General features: G+C 65.9%; 1 pseudogene. It reads right to left on the bottom strand.

Annotation, left to right across the window (positions count from 1 at the left end):
• Positions 1–311: pseudogene (locus LD028_RS08695) on the bottom strand (thiolase); the annotation flags it as partial.

Raw genomic sequence — 311 nt, 5'->3', positions numbered from 1 at the left:
CGGCAATCTCAATCGGTTCGCGCATGAACGCCTTTTCGTTCAGCATCGCCCATTTGCGCGTGGCGACGGCGATCTCCGCCAACTGCTCCGAGGTGGTCCCGTACAGGTGCATGTGCCGCATCGCCGCCAGCGCATAGGCGCCGACCGGCGCGGGCAGCCCGTAGGGACGTTCGTACTGCTCGGTCAGCGGGACGATTGGCATCGGCCGGTTGCGCGAGCGGTCCGAGCGCTGGGTGCTGCCGTAGGTGATCAGTGCCACGTCAAACAGTCCCGCTTTGATCCCGGCGACCGCATGGCCGATGTGCAGCTCA

It is taken from the genome of Anoxybacillus sp. LAT27 (assembly GCF_022030075.1).
In the GTDB taxonomy this organism is placed as follows: domain Bacteria; phylum Bacillota; class Bacilli; order Bacillales; family Anoxybacillaceae; genus Anoxybacillus; species Anoxybacillus kestanbolensis.
The sequence above is the reverse complement of the archived record's forward strand: the minus strand, read 5'-3'. Positions and strand labels throughout refer to the sequence as shown.